The organism is Pseudomonas sp. E6002 (assembly GCF_013385565.1).
Classification (GTDB): domain Bacteria; phylum Pseudomonadota; class Gammaproteobacteria; order Pseudomonadales; family Pseudomonadaceae; genus Aquipseudomonas.
In genome coordinates, this window is record NZ_JACAPT010000022.1 from 288,274 (window position 1) to 310,039 (window position 21,766).

Here is a 21,766-nt window from a genome sequence, read left to right on the forward strand (position 1 = left end):
TGGTTTATCAGGCAGGTCTCGGTCGCCTGTGTTGGGGCTGCTTCGCAGCCCAGCGGGAGCAAGCTCCCTCGCCACGCACAGCGCTTGTGCCAATGGGGTACCTGTTATGCATAAGCCCTGCGCCTTGATCCCGGTCTATAACCACGAAGCCGCCGTGCCCGCCGTGGTGCGCACCGTGCTGGACAGCGGCCTGCCATGCCTGCTGGTAGACGACGGCAGCAGCGCCGCCTGCGCCGCCGTGCTGGCGCAACTGGCAACCCTCGACAACGTGTCCCTGCTGACCCTGCCCGCCAACCAGGGCAAAGGCGCCGCCGTCATGGCCGGCTTTCGCGAAGCCGCACGCCTGGGTTTCACCCACGCCCTGCAAGTGGACGCCGACGGTCAGCACGACCTGCGGGAAGTCGGTACCTTCCTCGACGCCTCCCGCGCCCACCCGAATGCGGTGATCTGCGGCTACCCGGAATACGACGACAGCGTGCCCAAGGGCCGCCTTTACGCGCGCTACCTGACCCACGTTTGGGTGTGGATCAATACCTTGTCGCTGCAGATCCGCGATTCCATGTGCGGCTTTCGCGTGTACCCACTGCCACCGACCCTGGCCTTGATGGACTCGGCCAACATCGGCAAACGCATGGATTTCGACTCCGACATCCTGGTGCGCCTGGCCTGGCGCAACCAGCCGATGCGCTGGCTGCCGACCAAGGTGCACTACCCCGCCGACGGCCTGTCGCACTTTCGCCTGTTCCACGACAACGCGCTGATTTCCTCGATGCACACCCGGCTGTTCTTCGGCATGTTGGTGCGCGCGCCGATGATCCTCTGGCGCCGGTGGCAGGCATGAGCCAGGACACCAAGCACTGGGCCGACCGCGAGGAGCGCGGCAGCTTCTGGCTGATGAAATTCACCGCCTTCGCCGCCAAGGTCCTCGGGCGCCGGCTGCTGAGCCCGCTGCTCTACGGCATCGTTTTCTACTTCTTTCTGTTCGGCCGCACGGCCCGCCAAAGCGCCTGGCAATACCAGCAGCGCCTGGCCGACTGGAGCCGGCGCGACGACCTGCGCCCTACCCACAGAAGCGTCTTCGGCCAGTTCATGGCGTTCGCCGACGCCCTGCTGGACAAGCTCGACGTATGGAACGGCAAGCTGCGCCTGGAGCAGATCGAAATCATCGACCCGGCCCAACTGCGCGGCCAACTGCGTAGCGAACGCGGGCAGATGCTGGTGGGCGCGCACCTGGGCAATCTTGAGGTGTGCCGCGCCCTCGCCGAGCTTGGCGAAAAGGTCACCATGAACGTGCTGGTGCACACCAAGCACGCTGAACGTTTCAACCGGATTCTGGGCGAAGCCGGGGCGACCAATCTGCGCCTGATCCAGGTCAGCGAACTTGACCCGGCAGTGATGATGCTGCTCAGCCAGCGCCTCGACGACGGCGAGTGGCTGGCGATTGCCGGCGACCGCGTACCGCTGCATGGCGGGCGCACGGTACGCGTGGATTTCCTCGGCCATGACGCCGCCTTCCCCCAAGGCCCGTGGCTGTTGGCCGGTTTGCTGAAATGCCCGGTCAACCTGCTGATGTGCTTGAAGCATCAAGGCCGTTATCGCCTGATCATCGAGCCGTTTGCCCGGTTGATCGAATGGAAACGCAGCGACCGCCAGCAGGTGATCGCACAATGGACCGCCCGCTACGCCGAGCGCCTGGGCCAGTTCTGCCTGGAAGCGCCCCAACAATGGTTCAACTTTTACCCTTTCTGGAAGACCGATGACGACGCATCTTGAGCCGGTAACCTTCGGCGAAATTCCCCTGCGCATCGAAGACGTGCTGGCCCTGGCCAACCGTCAGGCGCCGACTCAACTGCAAGCTGATGCCAAGTACCGCCAGCGCATCGCCAAGGGCGCGCAGTTCCTGGATTCGTTGCTGGACAAGGAAGGCGTGATCTACGGCGTGACCACCGGCTACGGCGACTCGTGCGTGGTGGCGGTGCCGCTGGAGCACGTCGAAGCGCTGCCCCGCCACCTCTACACGTTCCACGGCTGCGGCCTGGGCAAGTTGCTGGATGCGCAAGCCACCCGCGCGGTGCTGGCGGCGCGGTTGCAGTCGCTGTGCCATGGCGTGTCGGGCGTGCGCGTGGAGTTGCTGGAGCGCCTGCACGCGTTCCTGGAATTCGACGTGCTGCCGCTGATTCCGGAAGAAGGCTCGGTAGGCGCCAGCGGTGACTTGACGCCGCTGTCCTACGTGGCCGCAACCTTGTCTGGTGAGCGCGAAGTGATGTTCCGTGGCGAACGCCGCCAGGCGTCGGAGGTGCACCGCGAGCTGGGCTGGGACCCGCTGGTACTGCGCCCGAAAGAGGCCCTGGCACTGATGAACGGCACCGCCGTGATGACCGGCCTCGCCTGCCTGGCCTTCGCCCGCGCCGACTACCTGCTGCAACTGGCCACGCGCATCACCGCGCTGAACGTGGTGGCGCTGCAAGGCAATCCGGAGCATTTCGACGAGCGCCTGTTCGCCGCCAAGCCACACCCGGGGCAGATGCAAGTCGCCGCCTGGCTGCGCAAGGATCTGGCGATTGACGCGCCGACCGCGCCGCTGCATCGCCTGCAAGACCGTTACTCCCTGCGCTGCGCGCCCCACGTCCTGGGCGTGCTGGCCGACAGCCTGAACTGGTTGCGCTCGTTCATCGAGATCGAACTCAACAGCGCCAACGACAACCCGATCATCGACGCCGAAGAAGAACGCGTGCTGCACGGCGGCCACTTCTACGGCGGCCACATCGCGTTCGCCATGGACAGCCTCAAGACCCTGGTGGCCAACGTCGCCGATCTGCTGGACCGCCAGCTCGCGCTGCTGGTGGACGTGCGTTACAACCACGGCTTGCCGAGCAATTTGTCCGGTGCGCCAGCCGAGCGGGCGATGATCAACCACGGCTTCAAGGCTGTGCAGATCGGCACCAGCGCCTGGACCGCCGAAGCGCTGAAAAACACCATGCCGGCCAGCGTGTTCTCGCGCTCCACCGAGTGCCACAACCAGGACAAGGTGAGCATGGGCACCATCGCCGCCCGCGATGCGATTCGTGTGCTGGAACTGACCGAACAAGTCGCCGCCGCCACCTTGCTCGCCGCTAATCAGGGCGTATGGCTGCGGGCTCAGGCAGAAGACGCGCGCCCGCTGCCGCCGGCGCTGGCCGCCATGCACGACGAGCTGGCCAAAGACTTCCCGCCGGTCATCGAAGACCGCGCACTGGAAGGCGAACTGCGCCTGTGCCTCAAGCGTATCGCCGAGCAACACTGGAGGCTGCATGCGTAGCCCCGGCGTGTTGCACTGCGACACTGAAATCCTCGTGCCGTTTTTCGATATCGACACCATGAACGTGGTGTGGCACGGGCACTACGTGAAGTACCTGGAAATCGCTCGCTGCGCCTTGCTGGACAAGCTCGGCCACAACTACACAGCGATGCTGCAAGCGGGCTACGCCTGGCCGGTGATCGACATGCAGCTGCGCTATGTGCGCGGAGCGACCTTCGGCCAGACCATCAACGTGCGCGCCAGCCTGGTGGAGTGGGAGAACCGCTTGAAGGTCAATTACCTGATCAGCGACAAGGCCACCGGTGAACGCCTGACCCGCGCCAGCACTGTGCAAGTGGCGGTGGAAATTGCCAGTCGCGAAATGCAGTTGGCGTCGCCAAAAATATTCACTGACGCCATAGAGAGAGCCTTGAAATGAGATTCCCTGTGGGAGCGGGCTTGCTCGCGAAAATCGTCAACGATAACGCAGGCCGCCTGACACCCCGTGGCGCCCTCAGGTTCTTCGCGAGCAAGCTCGCTCCCACAAGGACCGCGCTAATCCTGTTGTTATGCATTCCAGGCCTGGCCCATGCTTTCGACCTGCAACAACTCAGCGATCAGCTTGCAAAACCGTCGGTGATCCACGGCAACTTCACCCAGGAAAAACACCTGCGCGCCCTACCGCAACCGCTGGTCAGCAAGGGCACCTTCGTCCTGGCCAAGGACCACGGCCTGCTGTGGCTGCTGAAAACCCCGCTGCAACAGGACTACCGCATCAGCGCCAACGGCATCGCCCGGCGTGACGCCAACGGCTGGCAATTGTTGCCGAACAAGAGCGCCGGCGCCGAGCAGAACCGTTTGTTCCTCGCCGTGTTACAGGGCGACAGCAGCGGCTTGCAGCGTGACTTCGAACTGCAGCTGCAAGGCGAAGCCCAGCAGTGGAAACTCACGTTGATCCCGCGCTCGCTGCTGCTCAAGCAGGTGTTCACCCAAATCAATATCGACGGCGGCGAACTGGTGCAGAAGATCGAGCTGCTGGAAACCCAGGGCGACAGCACCGTACTGCGCATGCAGGACAGCACCAGCAGCCAGCCCTTGAGCGACGCGGAGCAACACGACTTTGCCGAGTGAACGCTGGTTGCCGCGCCTGTTCCTGATCCTGCTGGTGGCCGTGTTGGCCCTGGCGGGCTGGCAATGGCGCCATGGCGCGCCGTTGTCGGCGAATTTGATGGAACTGGTGCCCGGCACCGCGCCGGATGCGCTGGAGCTGCGCGCCGAACAGCGCATGCAGGAACCGCTGAACCGCGAAATGCTGGTGCTGGTGGGGCATGCCGATCGACAAAAAGCCGTGGCTATGGCGACGCAATTGGGCGAAGCCTGGCAAGCCAGCGGCCTGTTTGAGAAAGTTCAGTGGAACCTCCAAGCCGACCTGCCGGCCCTGCGTCAGCAGTTGCTGCAAGGCCGGCTGGCGATGCTCTCGGCCAAGGATCGCGAGCAACTGATCGACGAGCCCCAGGCGTTTATTCAGCAGCGGGTTCAGGCGCTGTTCGACCCGTTCACCGGCTTCAGCCTGGTGCCGAGCCAGGACGATTGGCTGGGCCTCACCGGGCGCATCCAGAACAGCCAGCCGCAACACGGTTCGGTGCAGCTGGATATCGGCAGCGGCGCGCTGATCGCCGATGCCGACGGCAAAAGCTGGGTACTGCTGCGGGCCCGCACCACCGGCAATGCCTTCGACATGAAACTGCCGCTGCAAGTGGCTGACCTGCTCAAGGCCAGCCGCGAGCAGGCCGACCAGCAAGGCGCGCAATTGCTCGCCGCAAGCGGCCTGCAGTATGCAGCCAATGGTCAGCAGCAGGCCACCCGGGAAATCACTTGGGTCGGCGGCGGCGCGACGGTAGGCATCCTGTTATTGCTGCTGCTTGCGTTCCGCCGCTGGCGGGTGTTGCTGGCGTTTGTGCCGGTGCTGGTGGGCATGCTGTTTGGTGCGGTGGCCTGTGTGGCGCTGTTCGGGCATATGCATGTGATCACGCTGGTGCTGGGCTCGAGCCTGATCGGCGTGGCGGTGGATTACCCGCTGCATTACCTGTCCAAGAGCTGGAGCATGAGCCCTTGGCGCAGTTGGCCGGCCTTGCGCCTGACCTTGCCGGGCCTGAGCCTGAGCCTGGCCACCAGTTGCATAGGTTACCTGGCCCTGGCGTGGACGCCGTTCCCGGCGCTGACGCAAATCGCGGTGTTCTCCGCTGCCGGTCTGGTGGGCGCTTACCTGTCGGCCGTGTGCCTGTTGCCGGCCTTGCTCAAAGGCGTCGAGCTGCGCCCGGCGCAATGGCCGCTGCGCATTGCCGAGTTCCTGCTGAGCGTGCGCGAGTCGCTGCTCAAGCGCCTGCCAAGCCCGGTGTTGCTGGTACTGGTGTTGGTGTTTTGCGCCGGTGGGCTGTGGCACCTGAACAGCAAAAACGATATCCGCCAGTGGATCGGTGCGCCGCCGCAGTTGCTGCAGGAAGCCCAGGCCGTTGCGCGGATTACCGGGTTCCAGCCCACCAGCCAGTTCTTCCTGGTGCGGGCGGACAACCAGCAGCAGTTGCTGGAACGCCAGGCCGCGCTGAGCCAGCGCCTGGATCAGTTGGTGAACATGGACAAGCTCCAGGGTTACCTGGCGCTCAACCAGTTGGTCAGCGCGCCGGCGGAGCAACAGCAACTGCGCGAGGCCCTGAACCAACTGCCGCAGTACTGGCAGCCATTGCTGGACCTCGGCGTACCCGCCAGTGCGCTGCAAGCCGAGCTGACCCAGTTGCAGGCCTTGCCCACCGAGGACATCGACGCAGCACTGGTCGGCCCGCTGGCCGAGCCGTGGCGCACGCTGTGGCTGGGGAATGTCGACGGTGGCGTGGCGGCGATGGTGAGCCTGCAAGGGTTGAACAACCCGGCCTTGCTGCGGGTGCAGGCCCTGGATCTGCCCGGCGTGCAGTTGGTGGACCGCCTGGGCGACTTGAACCAGGTGTTTGCCGCGACGCAAATCAGCGCCGCCGAATTGAAATTGATGTCCTGCGTGTTGATCGTACTGCTGCTGATCCTGCCGTTCGGCTTCGGCGGTGCCTTGCGCATCGTCGCCCTGCCGTTGCTGGCGGCGCTGTGCAGCCTGGCCAGCCTGGGTTGGCTGGGGCAGCCGCTGACGTTGTTCAGCCTGTTCGGCCTGCTGCTGGTGACCGCCATCAGCGTCGACTACGCGATCCTGATGCGTGAACAAATTGGCGGCGCCGCCGTGAGCCTGTTGGGCACACTGTTGGCGGCCGTGACTACTTGGCTATCGTTCGGCCTGCTGGCTATTTCCAGCACACCGGCGGTGAGTAATTTTGGGCTGTCGGTGAGCCTGGGGCTGGCGTTCAGCTTCATGCTGGCGCCGTGGGCCAGCCCGTCCGGGACAAGGAAGATAAGATGAGCAGCCAATACCTGAGTAAAAACTACGTCGAAGAAACCAAATTCGGCTTCTGGTTCCTGCGCAGCCACACCTGGCAGCACCATGTGCTGCGCGTGGCCATCAACGACCTGCGCAGCCTGTTCAGCGACCCGCTGCCGGTTGCCCCGGTGCTGCTGGACGCCGGCTGCGGCCAGGGCAAGTCGTTCCAGTACCTGCAGCAGGTGTTCGCCCCCGAACGCCTGATCGGCCTCGACGCCGACCCCCACAGCCTCGACCTGAGCCGCGCCGAAGCCGCGCGCCAGGGCATCGCCATCGAGTTGATCGGCAGCGACTGCGCGACCCTCGACGTGGCCGACGCCAGTGTCGACGTGCTGTTCTGTCACCAGACCTTCCATCATCTGGTGGAACAGCATCGCGCCCTGAAAGAGTTCTATCGCGTGCTCAAGCCAGGCGGCTACCTGCTGTTTGCCGAATCCACCGAGGCCTATATCGACACCTGGGTAATCCGCTGGCTGTTTCGTCACCCGATGCATGTGCAGAAAAGCGCCGAGGAGTACCTTGAGATGATTCGCGAGCAGGGCTTTGAGTTCGGCCCGCAGAACGTCTCGTACCCGTACCTGTGGTGGAGCCGCGCCACCGATTTCGGCCTGCTTGAGCGCTGGGGCCTGCGCCAGCCAAAACCGGCCGGCCAGCGCGAAGAAACCTTGGTCAACGTGGTTGCCCGCAAACCTCTGGCGAGCGCTGAAACATGATCCGAATGCTGTTGATCGGCTGCCTGTTGCTGCTGGGCGCGTGCGCCAGCCAGCCGCCGTTGCCGTCGAAAAACCCGGTACTGAGCCTGCCACTGCAACTGCACGTACAGCGCGAACAGGATGGCCAACGCCAGGACTGGTTGCTGGTGATGCAGCGCGAAGGCGGCGGGATTCGCTGGTCGATGATGGACCCGCTGGGCATTCCCCAGGCTCGGCAGATGCTGATCAATGGCGCCTGGCAGGCCGACGGTCTGCTGCCGCCCAATCCCCAGGCGCGTGAACTGTTTGCCGCGCTGTTGTTCGCCCTGACCTCGGCGGATGAAGTTTCCAGGCTGTACCCCGGCACCCAGGAAATGGACCTGATCCGCACCCTGCCGTCCCACTGGAAGATCACCTATCACTCCTCCCTGGTGTTTCGCGTGGACGTGATCGGGCAACACCTGACCTACCACATCTCGCCGCTAGGGGCTGCCCGATGAGCGCCTACCTCAATGCCCTCGGCGTGATCTGCGCCCTGGGCCGCGACAAGCGCGAAGTCAGCCGCAGCCTGTTTGCCGGCGACTGCTCCGGCATGCGCGCCGAAAGCGGCTGGGTGCCGGAGCGTGTGTTGCCGGTGGCCGCTGTGCACGGTGAACTGGCGGCGATACCGCCCGGGCTGGAATCCCATCGCAGCCGCAATAACCAGTTGCTGCTGGAAGCCGCGTTGCAGATTGACGACGAGATCCGGCAAGCGATCCAGACGTTCGGCGCGTCGCGCATTGGCATCGTGCTCGGCACCAGCACCTCGGGCATCGATGAAGCCAGCCGTGGCATCGCCCACTATCTGCGGGAAAACCAGTTCCCCGCCGACTACGACTATCAGCAACAGGCGCTTGGCGCCCCGGCCGATTTCCTCGCCGACTGGCTGCAACTGAGCGGCCCGGCTTACGTGATTTCCACCGCCTGCACCTCCAGCGCACGAGCGCTGATGAGTGCCCAACGCCTGTTGGACCTGGGTGTGTGCGATGCGGTGATCTGCGGTGGCGTCGACACGCTGTGCAAGCTGACCCTCAATGGTTTTTCGTCCCTGGAAGCGGTTTCGGCAGAGCGCTGCAATCCGTTTTCGCTGAACCGCAACGGCATCAATATCGGCGAAGCCGCCGTGTTGTTCCTGATGAGCAAAACCCCGGCGCCGGTCGCACTGCTGGGCAGTGGCGCCAGTTGCGACGCCCACCATATTTCCGCCCCCGAGCCTACCGGCAAGGGTGCGTTGCAAGCGATGCGCAAGGCCCTGGCCAGCGCACAACTGGCGCCCGGACAAATCGGTTACCTGAACCTGCACGGCACCGCTACCCAACATAACGATGCCATGGAAAGCCTGGCGGTCGCGGCCCTGTTCCCGGACGGCGTAGCCTGCTCCTCGACCAAACCCATGACCGGCCACACCCTGGGCGCCGCCGGCGCGCTGGAAGCGGCGTTCTGCTGGCTGAGCCTGGCAGAAGGCGTAGTGCCGCCGCATGTCTGGGATGGCCAGGCGGACCCCGACCTGCCCGTACTGAAGTGGGCGTCGCCCGGCGACGCCCTGGAAAAACGCTGCCTGATGAGCAACTCGTTTGCCTTCGGCGGCAACAACGTCAGCCTGATTATCGGAGACGCCCCATGACTGATTGGCCGCTCGCCGAACTGCTGCCCCACGCCGGTGACATGATCCTGATCGATCAGGTCCTGAGCTTTGATGAAGAACAGATCCAGACCCGCCTGACGGTCAAGCCCGGCGGTCTTTTCAACCGCGCCGATGGCAGCCTGCCCGCGTGGGTCGGCATTGAGTTGATGGCGCAAAGCGTCGCCGCCTACGCCGGTTGCCGTGCGCGCCAGAAAGGTGAAGCCGTGGAGTTGGGCTTCCTGCTGGGCACGCGCAAGTTCGAGTGCAACGTCGAGCACTTTCCCGCAGGCACCGAGCTGACCATCCACGGCCTGCGCTCCCTGGAAGACGACAACGGCATGGGTGTGTTCGAATGCCACCTCACCGGTCACGGCATCCAGGCCAGCGCGCGCTTGAACGTATTTCGACCGCCCCAGGCGGCCAACTATTTAGATGAATCGAAGGACACCACGCCATGACTGAATCCGTATTGGTGACCGGCTCCAGCCGTGGCATCGGCCGCGCTATCGCTGTGCGCCTGGCCCAGGCCGGGCACGACATCGTGCTGCACTGCCGCAGCGGGCGTGCCGAGGCGGATGCGGTGCAGGTCGAAATCGAAGCGCTGGGGCGCAAGGCCCGGGTGTTGCAATTCGATGTGGCGGACCGCGCCAGCTGCAAGGAGATCCTTGAAGCCGACGTGGAAGCCCATGGCGCGTATTACGGCGTGGTGCTCAATGCGGGCCTGACGCGCGACGGCGCGTTTCCAGCGCTGTCGGAAGACGATTGGGACGTGGTGATACGCACCAACCTCGACGGTTTCTACAACGTGCTGCACCCGGTGATGATGCCGATGATTCGTCGTCGCGCCGCCGGGCGGATCGTGTGCATCACCTCGGTATCCGGGCTGATCGGCAACCGCGGCCAGGTCAACTACAGCGCGTCCAAGGCCGGCCTGATCGGCGCCGCCAAAGCCCTGGCCATCGAGCTGGGCAAGCGCAAGATCACCGTCAACTGCGTGGCCCCCGGGCTGATCGACACCGCGATGCTCGATGAAAACGTACCGGTGGAAGAGCTGATGAAAATGATCCCGGCCCAGCGCATGGGCACGCCGGAAGAAGTCGCCGGGGCGGTGAATTTCCTGATGTCGGCAGAAGCCGGCTACATCACCCGCCAAGTGCTGGCCGTGAATGGAGGCCTGTGCTGATGAAACGCGTGGTGGTCACCGGCATGGCCGGCGTTACGTCCCTGGGCAGCGATTGGGCAACCATCGCCGCCAACTTCCGCGCCAACCGCAGCGGCATCCGGCGCATGGACGAGTGGGACCGTTTCACCGAACTGAACACCCGGCTGGCCGGGCCGATCGATGATTTCGTGGTGCCCGCCCACTGGACCCGCAAGCAACTGCGCAGCATGGGCCGGGTTTCCCGGCTAGCGGTATGGGCGGCGGAGCAGGCGCTCAAAGACGCCGGCTTGCTGGGCGACGAGTCGATCAAGGACGGGCGCATGGGCGTGGCCTGTGGCTCGTCCACCGGCAGCACCGACGAGATCAAGGCCTTCGGCAATATGCTGCTGAACTCGGTGGCCGAGGGGCTGAACGCCAACTCCTACGTGCGGATGATGCCCCACACCACGGCGGCGAATATCAGCATTTTCTTCGGCCTCACCGGCCGGCTGATCCCCACGTCCAGCGCGTGCACCAGCGGCAGCCAGGGCATCGGCTACGCCTATGAGGCCATCAAGTTCGGCCGCCTGCCGCTGATGTTGGCAGGTGGCGCCGAAGAGCTGTGCCCTACCGAAGCCATGGTGTTCGATGCGCTGTACGCCACCAGCCTGAAAAACGATGCACCACAAACCAGCCCGCGTCCCTACGACAGTGGCCGCGACGGCCTGGTGATCGGCGAAGGCGGCGGCATCCTGGTACTCGAAGAGCTGGAACATGCACTGGCCCGTGGCGCGCATATCCACGCCGAAATCGTCGGCTTCGGCAGCAACGCCGACGGCCAGCACACCACCCGCCCGGAACAGGCCACCATGCGCCGCGCCATGGAACTGGCACTGGAAGATGCGGGGCTTGCGCCCGACGCGATCGGCTATGTGAACGGCCATGGCACCGCCACCGACCAGGGCGACATCGCCGAAACCCTGGCCACCAGCAGCCTGTTCGGCAGCCGCATGCCCATCAGTTCGCAGAAGAGTTTCCTCGGCCACACCCTGGGTGCATGCGGCGCGCTGGAGTCGTGGTTCAGCATCGAGATGATGAACCGCAACCAATACGTGCACACCTTCAACCTCGACGAAGTCGACCCGCGCTGCGGCGAGCTGGACTACCTGCAAGGTGAGTTCCGCGAGCTGCACAGCGACTACGTGATGAACAACAATTTTGCCTTTGGCGGCGTCAACACTTCGCTGATCTTCCGCCGCTGGGTGTAAGTTTTTTTACTGACTGGAGAAATGGAATGTCTTCCCTGCTACGCGCAACACTGGTCGCTTTGGCCCTGCTCACCACCGCTGGCTGCACCAACAAACCGGTGCTCAACACCCAGCACGACTTGCCGGCGAACCCGCAGGTCAACGAAGAAAAAATGAAGCAGACCATTATCGCGGCCTTGAACAAACGCCAATGGGTGGTGCAGCGCCTGAGCCCGCAACTGGTGCAGGCCGAGATCAACGTGCGCAACCAGTTCCACGCTGAAATCGACATTCGCTACACCGCCACCAGCTACGCCATCACCTACCGCGACAGCCGCGACCTGGGCTACAAGGACGGCAAGATTCACCGCAACTACAACCGCTGGGTGAGCATGCTGGACCGTGACATCCTGGCGGCGTTGCGCACCAATGGTGTGAGTGACACGGCGCAGTTGCTCCAGCAGACCGGGACGTCGAAGCAGAACTGAAACACCCGCTTCCCTGTGGCGAGGGAGCTTGCTCCCGTTGGGGCGCGAAGCGCCCCTGAAACCTGCGATTGAGGGTTGCCTGGTAAAACTCAGTCGTCGGGTTTTGGGGCTGCTGCGCAGCCCAGCGGGAGCAAGCTCCCTCGCCACAGGTTATACGTCGGTCATACCAATGCCTTGCGGGTCAGCAGCTCGACAAACGCCTTGGCCATCGGCGTCTGCTGACCCTTGCGCTGCACCAGCCACACCGCCGTCACCGCCTCCTGATCCAGCAACGTGCGATACACCACGCCATCAATGCGGATCCGCTGATACGACGCCGGCAACACCGAGACACCCAACCCCGCCGCCACCAGGCCGATGATGGTCATCGCCTCCCCGGCCTCCTGCGCGAAGTGCGGGCTGAAGCCGGCATCACGCGCCAGGCTCATCAATTGGGCATACAACCCGCTGCCGTAAGTCCGCGGGAAAAACACAAACGGTTCTTCGGCCAATTGCGCCAGGTGCAAACCCCGCTCGCTGCCCTCCACCAACGGATGCCCGGCGTTCAGCACGGCCACCAAGGGCTCGCGCATCAGTTCCACGACGCTCAGGGAATCGGGCAACGGCAACGGTCGCATCAACCCCACCTGAATCGACTCATCCACCAGCGACTCGGCCACCTCCGTGCTGCTCATCTCCTGCAGATTCAAATGCACCGCCGGGAATGCCTGGCGAAACGCGAAGATCGCCTGTGGGATGCTGGAGTTGAACGGCGCAGAAGAGGTGAAGCCAATCTTCAACTCCCCCAGTTCCCCCAACTGCGCCCGACGCGCCACGTCCGCCGCTTTATCCACCTGCGCCAGCACCAACCGCGCCTCTTGCAGGAACAACCTGCCGGCCTCGCTCAGCTCGACCCGACGATTGGTACGCTCAAACAACCGCGCACCTATCTCCTGCTCCAGCGCCTGGATCTGCTGGCTCAGGGGCGGCTGGGAGATCCCCAGCACCTGCGCGGCGCGGCCAAAATGCAGCTCTTCAGCCACGGCGATGAAGTAACGCAGGTGGCGCAATTCCATGAAAACCTCATTAGGTCGTAAAAGCTCTTAAACAGGTCGAACAATATATTGGAAAGAATCAATAGGGAGCTATATTCTTTTTTGCATTGCCAGCCCTGGCAGTCTTTCCTCCCCGAGGTCCCGCGTGAAATCTGCTGTCGCTCCGCTTGCTCAAGAAGTACCGCCCACCGCCCTCGATGAAGTGGTGGCACAGCTCAACGAGCAGTACATCGAAAAAGGCACCCCGATGTTCATGCGCACGGTGCTGGCGCTGTTCTCCGGCGGTTTCGCCACTTTCGCCCTGCTCTACTGCGTACAGCCGATGATGCCGGCGCTGTCCCACGAATTTTCCATCAATGCCGCGCAAAGCAGCCTGATTCTCTCGGTGGCCACCGGCATGCTCGCCATTGGCCTGCTGATCACCGGGCCGATTTCCGACACCCTGGGGCGCAAGCCGGTGATGGTTGCCGCGCTGTTCTGCGCCGCACTGTGCACCATCGCCAGCGGCTTGATGCCAAGCTGGGAAGGCATCCTGCTGATGCGCGCACTGGTGGGCCTGTCCCTCAGCGGCCTGGCAGCGGTGGCCATGACCTACCTGAGTGAAGAGATCCACCCGCAACACATCGGCCTGGCCATGGGTTTGTACATCGGTGGTAACGCCATTGGCGGCATGAGCGGGCGCTTGATCATCGGTGTGCTGATCGACTTCGTCAGTTGGCACACGGCGATGCTGATCATTGGCGCCCTGGCGCTGATCGCAGCCACGGTGTTCTGGAAGATCCTCCCCGAGTCGCGCAACTTCCGCGCCAGCACCCTGCACCCGCGCAGCCTGGTGGACGGCTTCACCATGCACTTCAAGGACGCCGGCCTGCCGTGGCTGTTCCTCGAAGCCTTCGTGCTGATGGGCGCCTTTGTGACGATGTTCAACTACATCGGCTACCGCTTGCTGGCGGACCCGTACGATTTGAGCCAGGCCGTGGTAGGCCTGCTGTCGCTGGTCTACCTCTCGGGTATCTACAGCTCGGCGAAAATCGGCTCCCTGGCCGACCGCCTGGGCCGTCGCCGAGTGCTGTGGGGCACCATCGTGCTGATGCTCGGCGGCATCGCCCTGACGCTGTTTACCCCGCTGTGGCTGGTAGTGCCCGGCATGCTGATCTTCACCTTCGGCTTCTTCGGCGCCCACTCAGTGGCCAGCAGCTGGATCGGCCGCCGCGCGCTGAAAGCCAAGGGCCAGGCGTCGTCGCTGTACCTGTTCAGTTACTACGTGGGGTCGAGTATTGCGGGGACGGCGGGCGGGTTTTTCTGGCACTACGCCGGGTGGAACGGGATTGGCGGGTTTATCGTCGCGCTGTTGATCGTCGCGTTGCTGGTGGCGTTGAAGCTGGCGAAGTTACCGCCGTTGCAGGAAGCCAAGGCTTAATCACCGCTCACAAAAAAGCCCGGCATCTGCCGGGCTTTTTCATTGCCGCGCGATCACTCGTGATACTGCGCCGACAACTCGTGCACCGCCCGCAGGAACGCGCCTGCGTGCTCCGGATCAACTTCCGGAGTAATGCCGTGGCCAAGGTTGAACACGTGACCACTGCCTTTGCCGTAGCTGGCAAGGATGCGGCCCACTTCAGCGCGGATCGCTTCCGGCTTGGCGTACAGCACGGTCGGGTCCATGTTGCCTTGCAGCGCAACCTTGTTGCCCACGCGGCGACGGGCTTCGCCGAGGTCGCAGGTCCAGTCCAGGCCCAGCGCGTCGGCGCCGGCGTCGGCGATGCTTTCCAGCCACAGGCCGCCGCCCTTGGTGAACATGATCACCGGCACCTTGCGGCCTTCGTGTTCGCGGATCAGGCCGCTGACGATCTTGCGCATGTAGGCCAGGGAGAACTCCTGGTACGCCGCCGCCGACAGGTTGCCACCCCAGGTGTCGAAGATCTGCACCGCCTGAGCGCCGGCCATGATCTGGCCGTTGAGGTAGGAGGTGACCGACTGCGCCAGCTTGTCCAGCAGCAGGTGCATGGCTTGCGGGTTGTCGTACAGCATGGCCTTGGTCTTGCGGAAGTCTTTCGACGAGCCGCCTTCGACCATGTAGGTGGCCAGGGTCCACGGGCTGCCGGAGAAGCCGATCAGCGGCACGCGGCCGTTCAGCTCGCGGCGGATGGTGCTGACCGCATCCATGACGTAGCCCAGGTCCTTGTGGGGATCGGGGATCGGCAGGGCTTCGATGTCGGCCAGGGTGCTGACGACTTTCTTGAAACGCGGGCCTTCGCCGGTTTCGAAGTACAGGCCCTGGCCCATGGCATCAGGGATGGTCAGGATATCGGAGAACAGGATGGCCGCATCCAGCTGTGGATAGCGGTCCAGCGGTTGCATGGTGACTTCGCAGGCGAACTCCGGGTTCATGCACAGGCTCATGAAGTCGCCGGCGTGGGCGCGACTGGCGCGGTATTCCGGCAGGTAGCGACCGGCCTGGCGCATCATCCACACAGGGGTGACGTCCACGGGTTGCTTGAGCAGGGCACGAAGGAAACGGTCGTTCTTGAGGGCAGTCATGTCGGCATCCGCAAAAAAAGTGCGGGCATTTTCTCAGAGCGCGACGCAAAAGGCACGGCAAGAGCCGTGCCTTTTGTCTATCGGGTCAATTTGTCGCGGATATGAAAGCGCCACAAAACAAATGTGGGAGCGGGCTTGCTCGCGAAAGCGGTGGGTCAGCCAACACATCTGGTGACTGATATACCGCATTCGCGAGCAAGCCCGCTCCCACATTTTGATCCCATTTCAATCCGGGATCGGGGTCAGACCTGCAGGTAATCCAGGATACCTTCGGCGGCGTTGCGGCCTTCGAAGATGGCCGTCACTACCAGGTCAGAACCGCGCACCATGTCGCCACCGGCGAAGATTTTCGGGTTGCTGGTCTGGTGTTTGTACTGGCCTTGTTCCGGGGCTACAACGCGGCCCTGGCTGTCGGTCTGGATTTCGAACTGCTCGAACCACGGCGCCGGGCTTGGGCGGAAACCGAAGGCGATGACCACGGCGTCTGCCGGGATGATCTCTTCGGAACCCGGGATCGGCTCGGGGCTGCGACGGCCACGGGCATCCGGTTCGCCGAGACGGGTCTCGACCACTTTCACGCCTTCGACACGGTCTTCACCGACGATAGCGATCGGCTGGCGGTTGTAGAGGAATTTCACGCCTTCTTCCTTGGCGTTCTTCACCTCTTTGCGCGAACCCGGCATGTTGGCTTCGTCACGACGGTAGGCACAGGTCACCGACTTGGCGCCCTGGCGAATCGAAGTGCGGTTGCAGTCCATCGCGGTATCACCACCGCCCAGCACCACGACCTTCTTGCCTTTCATGTCGACGAAATCTTCCGGCGACTTTTCAAAGCCCAGGTTGCGGTTGACGTTGGCGATCAGGAAGTCCAGAGCGTCGTACACGCCCGGCAGGTCCTCACCGGCAAAGCCGCCCTTCATGTAGGTGTAGGTGCCCATGCCCATGAACACGGCATCGTATTCTTCGAGCAGTTGCTCCATGGTCACGTCCTTGCCGATTTCGGTATTGAGGCGGAACTCGATACCCATGCCGGTGAAGACTTCGCGACGATGGCTCAGAACGGTTTTTTCCAGCTTGAACTCGGGGATGCCGAAGGTCAGCAGGCCACCGATTTCCGGGTTCTTGTCGAACACCACCGGGGTCACGCCGCCACGTACCAGCACGTCGGCACAGCCCAGGCCCGCCGGGCCCGCGCCGATGATCGCGACGCGCTTGCCGGTCGGCTTGACCTTGGACATGTCCGGGCGCCAGCCCATGGCGAACGCGGTGTCGGTGATGTACTTCTCCACCGAACCGATGGTCACCGCGCCGAAGCCGTCGTTGAGGGTGCACGCACCCTCGCACAGACGGTCCTGCGGGCACACCCGGCCGCACACTTCCGGCAGGGTGTTGGTCTGGTGCGACAGCTCGGCGGCGGCGAGGATGTTGCCCTCGGCCACCAGCTTCAGCCAGTTCGGAATGAAGTTGTGCACCGGGCACTTCCATTCGCAATACGGGTTACCGCAACCCAGGCAGCGGTGGGCCTGGTCGGCCGAGTGCTGGGGTTTGAAGGGCTCGTAGATTTCCACGAACTCTTTCTTGCGTTGACGCAACAGTTTCTTCTTCGGATCTTTGCGCCCGACATCGATGAACTGGAAGTCGTTATTCAGACGTTCAGCCATGTTAAAACCTCATCAAACTCTTCAGGCGCATATCACTGCGGGTTGGCACGGATGCTGGAAAGCAACGATTTCAGGTTGGCAGCCTTGGGCTTGACCAGCCAGAAACGGCGCAGGTAGTCATCGAGGTTTTCAGCGAGGTTGCGACCCCATTCGCTGTTGGTTTCCTCGACATATTCGTCCAGCACATGCTGCAAGTGGTTGCGATAGGATTCCATCGCTTCGCCGCTGATCCGCTGGATCTCCACCAACTCGTGGTTCACCTTGTCGACGAAGGTGTTGTCCTGGTCGAGCACGTAGGCGAAACCGCCGGTCATGCCCGAACCGAAGTTGTAGCCGGTCTTGCCCAGCACCGCGACAAAACCCCCGGTCATGTACTCGCAGCAGTGATCGCCCGTGCCTTCAACCACGGTGTGGGCACCGGAGTTACGCACTGCGAAACGCTCACCGGCCGTGCCCGCGGCAAACAGCTTGCCGCCGGTTGCGCCGTACAGGCAGGTGTTGCCGATGATGGCACTGTCTTGAGTCTTGTAGACGCTGCCGACTGGCGGGACGATCACCAGCTTGCCGCCGGTCATGCCCTTGCCCACGTAGTCGTTGGCGTCGCCTTCGAGGTACATGTTCAAGCCACCGGCGTTCCATACGCCGAAGCTCTGGCCAGCGGTACCCTTGAAGCGGAAGGTGATCGGCGCCTTGGCCATGCCCTGGTTGCCGTGCTTGCGCGCGATTTCGCCGGAGATGCGTGCGCCGATGGAACGGTCGCAGTTGCAGATATCCAGGGCGAATTCGCCGCCGCTTGCGTCGTTGATCGACGAAGTGGCCATCTCGACCATCTTCTCGGCCAGCAGGCCCTTGTCGAACGGCGGGTTGCGGTCAACCTGGCAGAACTGTGGCTTGTCGGCCGGGATGTGATCGCTGCCCAACAGCGGCGTCAGGTCCAGGTGCTGTTGCTTGGCGGTCTGGCCTTCGAGGATGTCCAGCAGGTCGGTACGGCCGATCAGCTCTTCCAGGGAACGCACGCCCAGCTTGGCCAGCCACTCACGGGTTTCCTCGGCGACGTAGGTGAAGAAATTCACCACCATGTCGACGGTCCCGATGTAGTGGTCCTTGCGCAGCTTCTCGTTCTGAGTGGCCACGCCGGTGGCGCAGTTGTTCAGGTGGCAGATGCGCAGGTATTTGCAGCCCAGGGCGATCATTGGCGCGGTGCCGAAGCCGAAGCTTTCGGCGCCGAGGATTGCGGCCTTGATCACGTCGAGGCCGGTTTTCAGGCCACCGTCGGTCTGCACCCGGACCTTGCCGCGCAGGTCGTTGCCGCGCAGGGTCTGGTGAGTCTCGGCCAGGCCCAGTTCCCACGGCGCACCGGCGTACTTGATGGAGGTCAGCGGCGAAGCGCCGGTGCCGCCGTCGTAGCCGGAGATGGTGATCAGGTCGGCATAGGCCTTGGCCACACCGGCGGCGATGGTGCCCACGCCGGCTTCCGCGACCAGTTTCACCGAGACCAGGGCCTGCGGGTTGACTTGTTTCAGGTCGAAAATCAGCTGCGACAAATCCTCGATCGAGTAGATGTCGTGGTGCGGCGGCGGCGAAATCAATGTCACGCCCGGCACTGCATAACGCAGCTTGGCGATCAGGCCGTTGACCTTGCCGCCTGGCAGTTGCCCGCCTTCGCCCGGCTTGGCGCCCTGGGCAACCTTGATCTGCAGCACTTCGGCGTTGACCAGGTATTCCGGGGTCACACCAAAGCGGCCAGTGGCGACCTGCTTGATTTTCGAGCTCTTGATGGTGCCGTAGCGCGCCGGGTCTTCACCGCCTTCGCCGGAGTTTGAACGCGCACCCAGGCGGTTCATGGCTTCGGCCAGGGCTTCGTGAGCCTCAGGCGACAAGGCGCCCAGGGAAATACCGGCGGAGTCGAAACGCTTGAGGATCGATTCCAGTGGCTCGATCTCGCTGATGGCCAGCGGCGTGTCCAGGGTTTTCACCTTGAACAAATCGCGGATCATCGACACCGGGCGGTTATCCACCAGCGCGGTGTATTCCTTGAACTTGGCGTAGTCGCCTTGCTGCACGGCGGCTTGCAGGGTGTTGACCACGTCCGGGTTGTAGGCGTGGTATTCGCCACCGTGCACGAACTTCAGCAGGCCGCCTTGCTGGATCGGCTTGCGCGCGCTCCAGGCTTCGGCGGCCAGGGCTTTCTGCTCGGCTTCGATGTCGACGAAACGCGCACCCTTTATGCGGCTCGGCACACCACGGAAGCTCATCTCGCAAACTTCTTCCGACAGGCCGATGGCTTCGAACAATTGCGCGCCGCGGTAGGACGTGACGGTGGAGATGCCCATCTTCGACAGGATCTTCAGCAGGCCCTTGGTGATGCCTTTACGGTAGTTCTTGAACACCTCGTAGAGGTCGCCCAGCACTTCGCCGGTACGGATCAGGTCGCCGAGTACTTCGTAAGCCAGGAACGGATACACCGCCGAAGCGCCGAAGCCGATCAACACCGCAAAGTGATGCGGGTCGCGGGCGGTGGCGGTTTCAACCAGGATATTGGAATCGCAACGCAGGCCCTTTTCGGTCAGGCGGTGGTGTACCGCGCCGGTGGCCAGGGAAGCGTGGATCGGCAACTTGCCCGGAGCAATATGGCGGTCGGTCAGCACAATCTGGGTACGGCCGGCGCGCACGGCTTCTTCAGCCTGATCGGCGACGTTACGCACAGCGGCTTCCAGGCCGAAGCTCTCGTCGTAGTTCAGGTCGATGATCTGCCGGTCGAAGCCCGGGCGATCCAGGGTCATCAACGAGCGCCACTTGGCCGGGGAAATGACCGGCGAGCTGAGGATCACGCGGGAAGCGTGCTCAGGCGATTCCTGGAAGATGTTGCGCTCGGCACCGAGGCACACTTCCAGGGACATCACGATGGCTTCGCGCAGCGGGTCGATCGGCGGGTTGGTCACCTGGGCGAACTGCTGGCGGAAATAGTCGTACGGCGTGCGCACGCGCTGGGACAGCACGGCCATTGGCGTGTCATCGCCCATGGAGCCAACGGCCTCATAGCCCTGCTCGCCCAGTGGGCGCAGCACCTGGTCACGTTCTTCGAAGGTGACCTGGTACATCTTCATGTACTGCTTGAGCTGGTCGACGTCGTAGAAGGCAGAACCGTGGTCGTTGTCTTCCATGGTTGCCTGGATGCGCAGGGCATTCTTGCGCAGCCATTGCTTGTACGGATGACGGGACTTCAAGCGGTTGTCGATGGCATCGGTGTCAAGGATCTGACCGGTCTCGGTGTCCACGGCGAGGATCTGGCCCGGGCCAACGCGGCCCTTGGCGATCACGTCTTCCGGCTTGTAGTTCCACACGCCGATTTCCGACGCCAGGGTGATGAAGCCGTTGGTAGTGGTCACCCAGCGCGCCGGGCGCAGGCCGTTACGGTCGAGCAGGCACACGGCGTAGCGACCGTCGGTCATTACCACGCCGGCCGGGCCGTCCCACGGTTCCATGTGCATCGAGTTGTACTCATAGAACGCCCGCAGGTCGGGGTCCATGGTCTCGACGTTCTGCCACGCTGGCGGAATGATCATGCGCACGCCACGGAACAGGTCGATGCCGCCGGTGACCATCAGTTCGAGCATGTTGTCCATGCTGGAGGAGTCGGAACCCACGCGGTTGACCAGCGGGCCGAGCTCTTCCAGGTCCATCAGGTCGTTGGCGAACTTGGTTCGACGGGCCACGGCCCAGTTGCGGTTGCCGGTGATGGTGTTGATCTCGCCGTTGTGGGCGAGGAAGCGGAATGGCTGGGCCAGCGGCCATTTCGGCAGGGTGTTGGTGGAGAAGCGCTGGTGGAACACGCAGATTGCGGTTTGCAGGCGCTCATCGCTCAGGTCTGGATAGAAGGCGGTCAAGTCCGCCGGCATCATCAGGCCTTTATAAATGATGGTCTTGTGGGAAAAGCTGCAGATGTAGTGGTCGGTGTCGGCGGCATTGGCCACGGACGAGCGACGACGAGAGGTGAACAGCTTGATCGCCATGTCCTGGTCGCTCAGGCCGTCGCCTGCGATGAACACTTGTTCGATCTGCGGCAGGCGCTCCAGGGCCAGGCGGCCGAGTACGCTGGTGTCGATCGGCACTTTGCGCCAGCCGACGAGCTGCAGGCCAGCGGCCAGGATCTCGCGGTTCATGTTCTCGCGAGCGGCTTCGGCTTTTACCGGGTCCTGGTTGAAGAACACCATGCCCACGGCATATTGCTTGGGCAAATCGGCGCCGAAATGCTCCTTGGCGACTGCGCGCAGGAACTGGTCGGGCTTTTGAATCAGCAAGCCGCAACCGTCACCGGTCTTGCCGTCGGCGTTGATCCCACCGCGGTGGGTCATGCAGGTCAGGGCCTCGATGGCCGTTTGCAAAAGGGTATGACTGGGCTCGCCCTGCATGTGGGCTATCAGGCCGAAACCGCAGTTATCCTTGAATTCATCGGGTTGGTACAGACCTGCTTTCATAGACACTTTCTCACCAGGCTGCCTCTTATTCCGAGGCAAATTTCTTTTCAATTCAACCGGTTACCTTCCACGCCGAACGTACGCCGG

18 protein-coding genes are annotated in these 21,766 nt (G+C 63.3%); 14 read left to right on the top strand and 4 right to left on the bottom strand.

What is annotated here, in order from left to right; translation table 11 throughout:
• Positions 1–106: 106 nt before the first annotated feature.
• The 13 genes from HX815_RS18305 to HX815_RS18365 are packed head-to-tail and all read left to right on the top strand — an operon-like array spanning position 107 to position 11,965.
• Positions 107–841, top strand: a complete 735-nt coding sequence (locus tag HX815_RS18305) for a glycosyltransferase family 2 protein (protein WP_177008295.1) — start codon at positions 107–109, stop codon at positions 839–841.
• Positions 838–1,773, top strand: a complete 936-nt coding sequence (locus HX815_RS18310) for a glycosyl transferase (protein WP_003209381.1) — start codon at positions 838–840, stop codon at positions 1,771–1,773. The genes HX815_RS18305 and HX815_RS18310 overlap by 4 nt, the downstream gene beginning before the upstream one ends.
• Positions 1,757–3,298, top strand: coding sequence for a histidine ammonia-lyase (gene hutH / locus HX815_RS18315; RefSeq protein ID WP_003209379.1), 1,542 nt, complete (start codon positions 1,757–1,759; stop codon positions 3,296–3,298). Before HX815_RS18310 ends, hutH begins: the two co-directional genes overlap by 17 nt.
• Entirely contained in the window at positions 3,291–3,716 is a 426-nt protein-coding gene (locus tag HX815_RS18320; RefSeq protein WP_177028670.1) for a thioesterase family protein, read from the top strand. Before hutH ends, HX815_RS18320 begins: the two co-directional genes overlap by 8 nt.
• Positions 3,713–4,408 (top strand): outer membrane lipoprotein carrier protein LolA, encoded by a 696-nt coding sequence (locus HX815_RS18325; protein ID WP_177028671.1) that lies wholly within the window; start codon positions 3,713–3,715, stop codon positions 4,406–4,408. Before HX815_RS18320 ends, HX815_RS18325 begins: the two co-directional genes overlap by 4 nt.
• Positions 4,398–6,716, top strand: coding sequence for an MMPL family transporter (locus tag HX815_RS18330; RefSeq protein WP_177028672.1), 2,319 nt, complete (start codon positions 4,398–4,400; stop codon positions 6,714–6,716). The genes HX815_RS18325 and HX815_RS18330 overlap by 11 nt, the downstream gene beginning before the upstream one ends.
• The gene (locus HX815_RS18335) at positions 6,713–7,447 is read left to right on the top strand and encodes a class I SAM-dependent methyltransferase (protein ID WP_003209370.1); all 735 of its coding nucleotides are present in this window, start codon (positions 6,713–6,715) and stop codon (positions 7,445–7,447) included. Before HX815_RS18330 ends, HX815_RS18335 begins: the two co-directional genes overlap by 4 nt.
• Complete coding sequence (locus tag HX815_RS18340) at positions 7,444–7,926, top strand: hypothetical protein (RefSeq protein ID WP_023659350.1); 483 nt, start codon at positions 7,444–7,446, stop codon at positions 7,924–7,926. Before HX815_RS18335 ends, HX815_RS18340 begins: the two co-directional genes overlap by 4 nt.
• On the top strand, positions 7,923–9,089 hold the full coding sequence (locus HX815_RS18345) for a beta-ketoacyl-[acyl-carrier-protein] synthase family protein (RefSeq protein WP_134325613.1): 1,167 nt from the start codon (positions 7,923–7,925) through the stop codon (positions 9,087–9,089). The genes HX815_RS18340 and HX815_RS18345 overlap by 4 nt, the downstream gene beginning before the upstream one ends.
• Complete coding sequence (locus tag HX815_RS18350) at positions 9,086–9,547, top strand: hotdog family protein (protein WP_102604305.1); 462 nt, start codon at positions 9,086–9,088, stop codon at positions 9,545–9,547. The genes HX815_RS18345 and HX815_RS18350 overlap by 4 nt, the downstream gene beginning before the upstream one ends.
• A complete protein-coding gene (gene fabG, locus HX815_RS18355) occupies positions 9,544–10,272 on the top strand; it encodes a 3-oxoacyl-ACP reductase FabG (protein ID WP_177028673.1) in 729 nt (242 codons plus the stop codon). Before HX815_RS18350 ends, fabG begins: the two co-directional genes overlap by 4 nt.
• Positions 10,272–11,498 (top strand): beta-ketoacyl-ACP synthase, encoded by a 1,227-nt coding sequence (locus tag HX815_RS18360; protein ID WP_008439241.1) that lies wholly within the window; start codon positions 10,272–10,274, stop codon positions 11,496–11,498. Before fabG ends, HX815_RS18360 begins: the two co-directional genes overlap by 1 nt.
• A 26-nt stretch (positions 11,499–11,524) precedes the next feature.
• Positions 11,525–11,965, top strand: a complete 441-nt coding sequence (locus HX815_RS18365) for a hypothetical protein (RefSeq protein ID WP_003209360.1) — start codon at positions 11,525–11,527, stop codon at positions 11,963–11,965.
• A gap of 161 nt (positions 11,966–12,126) precedes the next feature.
• Here the strand turns inward: HX815_RS18365 and HX815_RS18370 are convergent, their stop codons facing one another.
• Complete coding sequence (locus tag HX815_RS18370; RefSeq protein WP_003209358.1) at positions 12,127–13,020, bottom strand: LysR family transcriptional regulator; 894 nt, start codon at positions 13,018–13,020, stop codon at positions 12,127–12,129.
• Positions 13,021–13,201: 181 nt separating this feature from the next.
• On the opposite strand from HX815_RS18370, the gene HX815_RS18375 reads away from it, so the two are divergent.
• The gene (locus tag HX815_RS18375; RefSeq protein ID WP_371132458.1) at positions 13,202–14,419 is read left to right on the top strand and encodes an MFS transporter; all 1,218 of its coding nucleotides are present in this window, start codon (positions 13,202–13,204) and stop codon (positions 14,417–14,419) included.
• A 53-nt stretch (positions 14,420–14,472) separates the two neighbouring features.
• Here the strand turns inward: HX815_RS18375 and hemE are convergent, their stop codons facing one another.
• The 3 genes from hemE to gltB all read right to left on the bottom strand — a co-directional run bounded on the left by hemE (position 14,473) and on the right by gltB (position 21,679).
• The gene (gene hemE / locus HX815_RS18380; RefSeq protein WP_003209355.1) at positions 14,473–15,540 is read right to left on the bottom strand and encodes a uroporphyrinogen decarboxylase; all 1,068 of its coding nucleotides are present in this window, start codon (positions 15,538–15,540) and stop codon (positions 14,473–14,475) included.
• A gap of 242 nt (positions 15,541–15,782) precedes the next feature.
• Positions 15,783–17,201, bottom strand: a complete 1,419-nt coding sequence (locus HX815_RS18385) for an FAD-dependent oxidoreductase (protein WP_003209353.1) — start codon at positions 17,199–17,201, stop codon at positions 15,783–15,785.
• 32 nt (positions 17,202–17,233) lie between these two features.
• Positions 17,234–21,679: a glutamate synthase large subunit gene (gene gltB, locus HX815_RS18390; protein ID WP_177028674.1), complete on the bottom strand. Its 4,446-nt coding sequence runs from the start codon at positions 21,677–21,679 to the stop codon at positions 17,234–17,236.
• Positions 21,680–21,766 lie beyond the last annotated feature (87 nt).

What these genes read in the sequence shown, in the direction of transcription:
- HX815_RS18305 (WP_177008295.1), top strand. Translation starts at nt 107, where the DNA reads ATGCATAAGCCCTGCGCCTTGATCCCGGTCTATAACCACGAAGCCGCC.
- HX815_RS18310 (WP_003209381.1), top strand. Translation starts at nt 838, where the DNA reads ATGAGCCAGGACACCAAGCACTGGGCCGACCGCGAGGAGCGCGGCAGC.
- hutH (WP_003209379.1), top strand. Translation starts at nt 1,757, where the DNA reads ATGACGACGCATCTTGAGCCGGTAACCTTCGGCGAAATTCCCCTGCGC.
- HX815_RS18320 (WP_177028670.1), top strand. Translation starts at nt 3,291, where the DNA reads ATGCGTAGCCCCGGCGTGTTGCACTGCGACACTGAAATCCTCGTGCCG.
- HX815_RS18325 (WP_177028671.1), top strand. Translation starts at nt 3,713, where the DNA reads ATGAGATTCCCTGTGGGAGCGGGCTTGCTCGCGAAAATCGTCAACGAT.
- HX815_RS18335 (WP_003209370.1), top strand. Translation starts at nt 6,713, where the DNA reads ATGAGCAGCCAATACCTGAGTAAAAACTACGTCGAAGAAACCAAATTC.
- HX815_RS18340 (WP_023659350.1), top strand. Translation starts at nt 7,444, where the DNA reads ATGATCCGAATGCTGTTGATCGGCTGCCTGTTGCTGCTGGGCGCGTGC.
- HX815_RS18345 (WP_134325613.1), top strand. Translation starts at nt 7,923, where the DNA reads ATGAGCGCCTACCTCAATGCCCTCGGCGTGATCTGCGCCCTGGGCCGC.
- HX815_RS18350 (WP_102604305.1), top strand. Translation starts at nt 9,086, where the DNA reads ATGACTGATTGGCCGCTCGCCGAACTGCTGCCCCACGCCGGTGACATG.
- fabG (WP_177028673.1), top strand. Translation starts at nt 9,544, where the DNA reads ATGACTGAATCCGTATTGGTGACCGGCTCCAGCCGTGGCATCGGCCGC.
- HX815_RS18360 (WP_008439241.1), top strand. Translation starts at nt 10,272, where the DNA reads ATGAAACGCGTGGTGGTCACCGGCATGGCCGGCGTTACGTCCCTGGGC.
- HX815_RS18365 (WP_003209360.1), top strand. Translation starts at nt 11,525, where the DNA reads ATGTCTTCCCTGCTACGCGCAACACTGGTCGCTTTGGCCCTGCTCACC.
- HX815_RS18370 (WP_003209358.1), bottom strand. Translation starts at nt 13,020, where the DNA reads ATGGAATTGCGCCACCTGCGTTACTTCATCGCCGTGGCTGAAGAGCTG.
- hemE (WP_003209355.1), bottom strand. Translation starts at nt 15,540, where the DNA reads ATGACTGCCCTCAAGAACGACCGTTTCCTTCGTGCCCTGCTCAAGCAA.
- HX815_RS18385 (WP_003209353.1), bottom strand. Translation starts at nt 17,201, where the DNA reads ATGGCTGAACGTCTGAATAACGACTTCCAGTTCATCGATGTCGGGCGC.
- gltB (WP_177028674.1), bottom strand. Translation starts at nt 21,679, where the DNA reads ATGAAAGCAGGTCTGTACCAACCCGATGAATTCAAGGATAACTGCGGT.